The organism is Kitasatospora sp. NPDC059408 (assembly GCF_042751525.1).
GTDB lineage: Bacteria > Actinomycetota > Actinomycetes > Streptomycetales > Streptomycetaceae > Kitasatospora.
This window is the reverse complement of sequence record NZ_JBHYWI010000007.1, coordinates 170,927-178,398: the sequence shown is the minus strand read 5'-3', so window position 1 is coordinate 178,398 and position 7,472 is coordinate 170,927. Positions and strand designations below refer to the sequence as shown.

Genomic DNA, 7,472 nt, shown 5'->3' with positions numbered 1-7,472 from the left:
GGGCCCGCCCGGTGCGGTCGTTCCATCCAACCGCACCGGGCGGGCGGGGGCGCGGCGCTCGGCTTCCCGAGCCGCGGCTACGCGAGCTCGTTGATGCGGATCAGGTTGCCCGCCGGGTCGCGGAAGGCGCAGTCGCGGACGCCGTAGGGCTGCTTCGTCGGCTCCTGGACGAGCTCGGCGCCGCCGGCCGCCAGCCGGTCGAAGACGCCGTCGAGGTCGGCGGAGGCGAGGGTGAGACGGGCGTAGGTGCCCTTGGCCATCATCTCGGTGACGGTGCGGCGCTCGTCCTCCGTGACGCCGGGGTCCATGGCCGGGGGCTCCAGGACGACGGACGTGCCGGGGCTGCCGGCCGGGCCGAGGGTGATCCAGCGCATCCTGCCCTGGCCGACGTCGTTGCGGACCTCGAAGCCGAGCAGGTCGCGGTAGAACGCGAGGGAGGCGTCGGGGTCGGTGTGGGGGAGGAAGGTCCAGTGGATGCTGAGGTCGTTGGTCTCCATGTCCACGAGGCTAGGCGCGGGCCCTGGGCCGGGGCTTCTCGAATCCTGACCGGTCTCGCACGCACCTCGGCCGGAGCGGTAAGCGATCGGTAAGAGGCCGCTGCCTACGGTCGAAACACACACCCGCATGGGGGGACGGCCGGGTCCGCGCAGGGGACGGACCCGGCCGCGGGTGTGTACTCGTCGCGGACGGTTCACCCGTCGTGCGAGAGCGCGTCCGCGTCGCCGTTCGCCGGTCCCTCGCCCAGCTCCCGGGCCTCGCGCCGCACCCGCTCGGCGGGCGCGTCCAGCCCCGCCGCCTCGTACGCGCGCCCGAGCGCCCGCAGCGCCTCGGCGAGGAACGAGCGCCAGCCCCGGGCCCGCCAGAACAGGACGGACTCCTCCAGGTGCGCGACGGCCGCGTCGTGCCGCCCCTCCGCGAGGTCCAACTCCCCCAGGATGCCCAGGGCCTGGGCGAGGTGGTGGCCCAGCTCGAAGCGCCGCGCGATGGCCAGCGCCGCCTCCGCCGTCTCCCTCGCGCGGGCGTCGCCGGTCGCCGCGTGGAGCGTGGCCAGGTAGAGCAGGGAGAACGCCTCCGCGTAGCCGTCGCCGAGCGAGCGGGCCATCGCGAGCGAGCTCGTCAGCAGGTTGCGCCCGTGCTCGACGTCGCCGGCGCGGCCGTGGGCGGCGCCGAGGAACTGGATCGCGGTGGCCTCGAAGCGGACGTTGCCGATCATGCGTGCCAGGCGCAGCGTCTCGGTGAGGTGCTCGATGGTGCGGGCGAGGTCCGTCTCGCCGTGGGCGACGGCGATGATCTGGTGCGCCTTGGCCACCCCGCCGGGGTGGTCGTGGGCGGCGGCGAGGTCCAGGGCGCGGCGTGCGGCGTCCAGCGCGTCACGGGCGCGCCCCTGGGCGACCAGGCTCCAGGCGAGCAGGACGAGGGCGTCGGCGGCGCCGCGCGGCTCGCCGACCTGCTCGAACAGGTCGAGCAGCTGCCGCGCGCGGCCGTCCAGGGCGACCATCGTCTCGGTGCCGTCGGCGGGGGTCGCCCAGGTGGTGACCTCGACCAGGCCGCGGGTGAGCACGGCCGTGCCGACGAGGTCGCCGGCCGCCTTGCAGGCCTGGAGGACGACGAGGTTGGTGGTGCGCCAGTCGTCGTAGAGGCCGCGGACGTCGCAGTACTTCTCCTGGCAGGCGGCGAGGTCCCAGGCGGTCGGGACGAGGCGCAGCGCGGCGGCCTGGCGGGCGCAGGCGTTGAGGGCGGGCTGCTCGACGTCGAACCAGGCGAGCGGGTCGTCGAGCAGCCGGGCGGCGGGGCCGTCGGGCAGCGGGCGGCGCGGGGCGGGGCCGTGGATGGCGGCGAAGCAGGGGCCCGGCACCTGGTCGGCGGCCTGTTCGGCGAGCCAGAGCCAGGCGCCGAAGGCCCGTTCGAGGGCGTCGGCGCGGTCGGCGGGGGTGTCGGTGGCGTGGGCGTGCTCGCGGGCGTAGAGCCGGACGAGGTCGTGGAAGCGGTAGCGCAGGTGGGGTTCGGTGCCGGTCTCCTGGAGGAGCTGGGCGTCGATGAGCTCCTCCAGCTGCCGCTCGGCCTCCTCCAGCGGAACGTCGGCGAGCGCGGCGGCGGCCCAGGGGGCGAAGTCGGCCGCGTCGAGCAGGCCGAGCAGGCGGAACGTGCGGCGGGTCGGCTCGGACAGCCGGGTGTAGCCGACGGCGAAGCCCGCGCGAACGGCGAGGTCGCCGGCCGCGAGCTCGTCGAGGCGGCGGCGCTCGTCGCGCAGCAGCTCGGCGAGGCGGGCGAGGCTCCAGCGCGGGCGCGCGGCCAGGCGGGCGCCGGCGATGCGGACGGCGAGCGGCATGCCGCCGCACAGGTCGGCGATCTGGCCGGCGGCGACGGGTTCGGCGGCGACCCTGGCGTCGCCGACGATGTGGCGCAGCAGCGTCTCGGCGTGGGCGGGGCCGAACCCGCCGAGGTCGACGAGCCGGGCGCCGGGCAGGGCGGTGAGGACGGCGCGGCTGGTGACGAGGGCGTTGCTGTGCTGCTGTTCGGTGGTGCTTCCGGGCAGCAGGGGCCGGAGCTGGGCCTCCCCGGCGGCGTTGTCCAGGACGACGAGCACGCGGCGGCCGGCGAGCAGAGTGCGGTAGAGGGCGGCGCGTTCGTCGAGGGACTCGGGGATCTCCCGGGCGTCGGCGCCGAGGGCGCGCAGGAAGGCGGCGAGGATGCGGGCCGGGTCGGCCGGTTCGTCGTCGGCGCCGCGCAGGTCGGCGTAGAGCCGGCCGTCGGGGTAGTCGGCGGCGGCGCGGTGGGCGGCGTGGACGGCCAGGGCGGTCTTGCCGATGCCGCCCATGCCCGAGACCACCGGCACGCGGCCGTCGGCGAGGGCGGTGAGGACGAACCGCAGGTGCTCCTCGCGGCCGGTGAAGTCCGGGAGGTCGGACGGGAGTTGGCTCGGCGCGTGGACCGGCCGGGCGCCGTCGTGGTCGCGGGCCAGCAGGGCGAGGAAGACGCTCTGGACCTGCTCGCCCGGCTCGATCCCGAGCTCCTCGGCCAGCCGCCGGCGCAGCGTCTGGAAGCGGCGCAGCGCCTCGGCGGGGCGGCCGTCGGCGGCGAGCAGTTCGAGGAGGGCGGCCTGCACGGGCTCGTCGAAGGGGTACTCCTCGGCGAGCGCCGTCACGGCCGGGAGGGCGCAGCCTGGGGCGGCGGTCCCGGCGAGGGCGAGGGCGGTGGAGCGGACGGCCTCCTCGACCGCCGTCACCAGCGGGTCCTCGCGGTTGACCCGGTCCAGCCCGGCCAGCACCGGGCCGCGGCGCAGGTCGAGCGCGGCGGCCCGGTCCCCGTCGGCGGCCAGCAGCCGGAAGCGTCCGAGGTCGACGGCCTCCGGGCGGACGGCGAGCCGGTAGCCCTCGCCGTCGGAGTCCAGCACCACGGCGTCGTCCCCGAAGGTCCCGAGCCACCCGCGCAGCCGGGACACCCCGGTGTGCACGGCGCCGCGGCCGACCCGGTCGGCCTGCCCGGCCCACACGAGCTCCAGCAGCCGCCCGGCCGACAGCCGCTCGCCCTCGGCGAGCAGCAGCGCCCCCAGCAGCCCGCGCAGCACCCCCGCCCGGGGCAGCGCCTGCGGCTCCGCGTCCACGGCGACCACCAGCGGACCCAGCACCCCGAACGTCATGCCCATCGGCTCCAGCCCCTCACGCTCACGCCCCGTGCAGCCCCCGCCCACGTGATCATGACACTGGTGCGGACACCGAGCAACGGGCCCGGCCACCGTATCGGCCCGGCCGGTTCAGAGGCAGGTCCAGCAGTACAGCCACTCGTCGGCCGCCCGGGCGCGCCGGGCGAGCCCGGCCAGTTCGCCGACCACCGGGCACAGGCTGTCGGCGGAGGCGCCGTGCAGTTCCTCCGCCTGCGCCCAGCGGGCGGCGACCGCCGGGACGTCGGCGTCCGGCACCGCGGCGAGGGTGTCGCGGGTGTCGGTGTCGAGCTCGAACACCCACGGGCCCGTCATCCACGGATCGTCGTCGTCGCCGGGCCCGTCCGGGCCGGGCGGCGGAGTGGTCGGCCACACCGGCGTCTCGCCCACCAGGCCGACGGCCCACGGCACTTGGCGGACGGCGGCGACCAGCTGCCCCAGCACGACGACCGGATCCAGCCCCTTTGCCTCGACCCCGTCGAAGGCCGGTCGCGGCCCGAGGAGCGGCGATCCCCCGTCGGCCGCCTCCAGCACCCGCCGGACCACCGCCGCGTCCGCCGCACGAAAGTAGTCGGTCAACACACCCATCGTCCTCGCCCCCACCGTCGTCCTGTGCGCCACCGGTGAGTAGACCAGACCCCACCGACAGCCCTACCAGGCCGGCCGCAAAACCCCGCCGCGCCTCGGAGAAGCCGCCCGGCACAGCGGCGCGATCGCCTCCTCGCCCCAAGGCTCTCCGCCCGCGCCGGACGGGCGCCTGGTGCATCCGTACACGTTCACCTTGGGACGTCGGGGCTGGTGCGAGCACCACGGTAGGGTCGATATGTGGCAACTGCGGCTCTCTTCGACTTCGATCATCAAGCTCTGCCGGATCTGCCGGCCGAGGCCGTCGAGCATGGTGAGGTCTTCACTCGGCGCTGGGTGGTCGAGCTCATTCTCGATCTGCTGGGCTACACCCCCGACAAGGACCTCGCCGAGCTGAGGATCGTCGAGCCGGCCTGCGGCGCGGGGGCGTTCCTCGGCGCGATCGCGGCGCGACTCTCGGAGTCATGCCGCAATCACGGCCGCCCCATCACCGATGCCGCGGACGCGGTCGAAGCGTTCGATTTGCTGGAAAAGAACGTCGCGCACAGCCAAGAGCTCGTCGTGGAACTCCTGCGCGCCAACGGATGGGAGCACGGTCACGCCAGGCAGCTCGCCACTTCGTGGGTCAAACAGGGTGACTACCTCCTGAATGCCGCTTCCCGTCATCGAGCAGACCTAGTGGTGGGGAATCCTCCGTACATCAGGCTTGAGGACGTCCCGGACGATCGGATGCATGCCTACCGTTCGGCCTGCAGCACGATGGGCGGCCGAGCCGACATCTACATCGGCTTCTACGAGACGGCTTTGCTCAGCCTGAAACCCGGGGGGCGGCTCGGCTTCATCTGTGCCGACCGCTGGATGCGCAACCAGTACGGACGCAAACTACGCCAGTTGGTCACGCGCCGGTTCAGCATGGATCTCGCCCTGATCATGCACGACGTCGACGCCTTCCACGATCAGGTCGCGGCCTACCCGGCCATCACGATCATCTCCAACCAGGAGCAGGGCAGCGCGGTTGCGGCTGACACGAGCCGTGCTTTCGGGGCGAGCCAGGCTCGTAACTTCCTTTCCTGGTACGCGGCCGGCGAACAGCGTCCTGCGATGGAGGACGCTTACCAAGCAGCCCGGATGCCTCACTGGTTCCCGGACGAGGACTCCTGGCCCGCAGCCTCGCCCGCCCGGCTTGCCGTCCTCGAAGAGCTCAGCGAGCGATTCCGCCTGCTGGAGGACGAAACGACTCGAACGCGGGTCGGGATCGGTATTGCCACCGGAGCCGACAAGGTCTTCATCACCAACGACCCCGATCTGGTCGAGCAGGACCGCCTCCTTCCCCTGGCCATGGTCCGGGACACCACCAGCGGCACGCTCCGCTGGAACGGCTCCTACCTCGTCAACCCGTGGAACTCCCAGGGCGAGTTGGTCGACCTCACCGACTATCCGCAGCTCGCGAGCTACTTCCGGCAGCACAGCGGCGCCCTGCGGAAGCGGTACGTCGCGATCAAACAGCCGGAGCGCTGGTACAAGACCATCGACAAGGTCGACCACCGCCTCACAGCCCAGCCGAAGCTGTTCTTCCCGGACATGAAACTGACGATCCATCCGGTGCTGGACCAGGGCGGGCTGTACCCTCACCACAACCTGTACTTCATCGTCTCGGGCGTGTGGGACATGCGCGTACTCGGTGGCCTGCTGCTGTCAAAGGTAGCCGAGGCGTTCGTGGAGGCATACGCGGTCAAGATGCGAGGGGGGACACTGCGCTTCCAAGCGCAGTACCTGCGCAAGATCCGCGTACCCGACCCGAACTCCATCTCCGACGGGGACCGGGCTGCCCTGGCGGCCGCCTTCGACAACCGGGACGTGAAGGCGGCAACCGAGGCCGCACTGCGCGCCTACGGACTAGCCGAGCTCCCCGACTAGGAGGAACCGACCTTGACGGTCAGCCGCCAGGACTTCGAAGACGCCGTCGCGGCGTACTGGGGCACCAAGCAGACACAGGACAACGAAGCGAAGATCAAGCAGAAGGCCGGATCCGGCACAGCCGGTTCGGTGAGAGCCGGCAAGCACTTCGACCCGATCGTGACCCTGCTGGCGAGATTCTTCCAAGAAGCCGGCTACCCTCCCGACGCCATCAGGGTCAGCAGGAAGCAAGGCTTGGAACTGCCTGGCTACTACCGCCCCCAGAAGCAGTGGGACCTCGTCGTCGCATACGAGAACACTCTCGTGGCAGCCTTTGAGTTGAAGGCCCTGGGAGGCCCCTCGTTCGGCAACAACTACAACAACCGGGTGGAAGAGGCCCTCGGCAGCGCGGTGGACCTCCGGCGCGCCGCAATCGCGGATCTCTACCCTGGCGAGAAGCCCTGGCTCGGGTACTTCTTCATCATGCAGGACGAGGAAGGGTCCCGGCGCGAGGTCAAACCGGCCAAGGGTGCACTGCCCGTCGAGCCCATATGGCACACGACGTCGTACCAGGAGCGGTTCGGAATCTTCTGCCAGCGCTTGATGGCCGAGCAGCTCTATGACGCGGTGTGCTACGTGACCTCGTCCGCGACCGACCCGAAGCCGAACGAACCGGTTGCCGGCTTGGACTGGAGACACTTCTCGGCCGCCATCAACGCACGGATCGGCTACCTGCGGGATCTGGGGCTGCCGAAACCGCATTGGCCCCCCAGCCCGCTGTTCGGAGATCCCAGCCAGGGCTGAGCACGCGAACGGCCCGTCCAGCTTGTGATTCCCGGCTGCCGACGGTCACCGGGCCCGGCCAGTGGGTCTGGCTGGACCGGCCGACGAATCCGGTTCGGGCCCTGCCATAGCTGACGCGGTCAGTGCACCTCCAGGTTGTGGGTCATCCGTTCCAGGACGCTCACCGCCGTGCGGTACTCGTCCAACGTGATTCCGGTCATGGAGAGTTCACGGAACGCGTCGACCCGCTCCTCGACGGCGGCGAGCCGGTCGCGGCCCGACGGGGTGAGGGTGAGGCGGCCGGGGGCCGGGCGGGTCGTCCAGCCGTCGGCGAGGACGGCCTCGATGGCGGCCGCCCTCGCCGGGGCGTCGGCGTTCGCGGCGAGGACGGTGTGGACGTTCGCGTCCAGCGCCTCCGAGTTGTCCCGGACGACGTTGAGCACCTGCCACGCCGTCCGGGTGAGGCCGAAGTCGGCGAGCATGGCGTTCATGTGGGCGGTCAGCGCCTGGTCGGTGCGGTTGAGCCAGTAGCCGATGGGCTTCATGG

6 protein-coding genes are annotated in these 7,472 nt (G+C 72.4%); 2 read left to right on the top strand and 4 right to left on the bottom strand.

The genetic code is table 11. The annotated features are described in order from the left end of the window. Positions 1-77: 77 nt before the first annotated feature. The 3 genes from ACFXDE_RS07755 to ACFXDE_RS07745 all read right to left on the bottom strand — a co-directional run bounded on the left by ACFXDE_RS07755 (position 78) and on the right by ACFXDE_RS07745 (position 4,249). On the bottom strand, positions 78-497 hold the full coding sequence (locus tag ACFXDE_RS07755; protein ID WP_380446325.1) for a VOC family protein: 420 nt from the start codon (positions 495-497) through the stop codon (positions 78-80). 194 nt (positions 498-691) lie between these two features. Then, positions 692-3,646: an ATP-binding protein gene (locus ACFXDE_RS07750; protein ID WP_380491870.1), complete on the bottom strand. Its 2,955-nt coding sequence runs from the start codon at positions 3,644-3,646 to the stop codon at positions 692-694. Between the two features lie 108 nt (positions 3,647-3,754). Beyond that, the gene (locus tag ACFXDE_RS07745) at positions 3,755-4,249 is read right to left on the bottom strand and encodes a hypothetical protein (RefSeq protein ID WP_380491868.1); all 495 of its coding nucleotides are present in this window, start codon (positions 4,247-4,249) and stop codon (positions 3,755-3,757) included. A gap of 237 nt (positions 4,250-4,486) precedes the next feature. Here ACFXDE_RS07745 and ACFXDE_RS07740 point away from each other — a divergent pair, with 237 nt between their 5' ends. Together ACFXDE_RS07740 and ACFXDE_RS07735 are read left to right on the top strand one after the other, a co-directional pair. After that, positions 4,487-6,163 (top strand): Eco57I restriction-modification methylase domain-containing protein, encoded by a 1,677-nt coding sequence (locus ACFXDE_RS07740; RefSeq protein ID WP_380491866.1) that lies wholly within the window; start codon positions 4,487-4,489, stop codon positions 6,161-6,163. Positions 6,164-6,175: 12 nt separating this feature from the next. Next, positions 6,176-6,946, top strand: coding sequence for a PaeR7I family type II restriction endonuclease (locus tag ACFXDE_RS07735; protein ID WP_380491864.1), 771 nt, complete (start codon positions 6,176-6,178; stop codon positions 6,944-6,946). A gap of 119 nt (positions 6,947-7,065) precedes the next feature. Here ACFXDE_RS07735 and ACFXDE_RS07730 read toward each other — a convergent pair whose 3' ends face one another. Then, entirely contained in the window at positions 7,066-7,470 is a 405-nt protein-coding gene (locus ACFXDE_RS07730; RefSeq protein WP_380491862.1) for a MarR family transcriptional regulator, read from the bottom strand. Positions 7,471-7,472 lie beyond the last annotated feature (2 nt).

Excerpts from the sequence above, each read along its gene's own strand:
- ACFXDE_RS07755 (WP_380446325.1), bottom strand. The coding sequence starts at position 497 with ATGGAGACCAACGACCTCAGCATCCACTGGACCTTCCTCCCCCACACC.
- ACFXDE_RS07730 (WP_380491862.1), bottom strand. The coding sequence starts at position 7,470 with ATGAAGCCCATCGGCTACTGGCTCAACCGCACCGACCAGGCGCTGACC.
- ACFXDE_RS07745 (WP_380491868.1), bottom strand. The coding sequence starts at position 4,249 with ATGGGTGTGTTGACCGACTACTTTCGTGCGGCGGACGCGGCGGTGGTC.
- ACFXDE_RS07750 (WP_380491870.1), bottom strand. The coding sequence starts at position 3,646 with ATGGGCATGACGTTCGGGGTGCTGGGTCCGCTGGTGGTCGCCGTGGAC.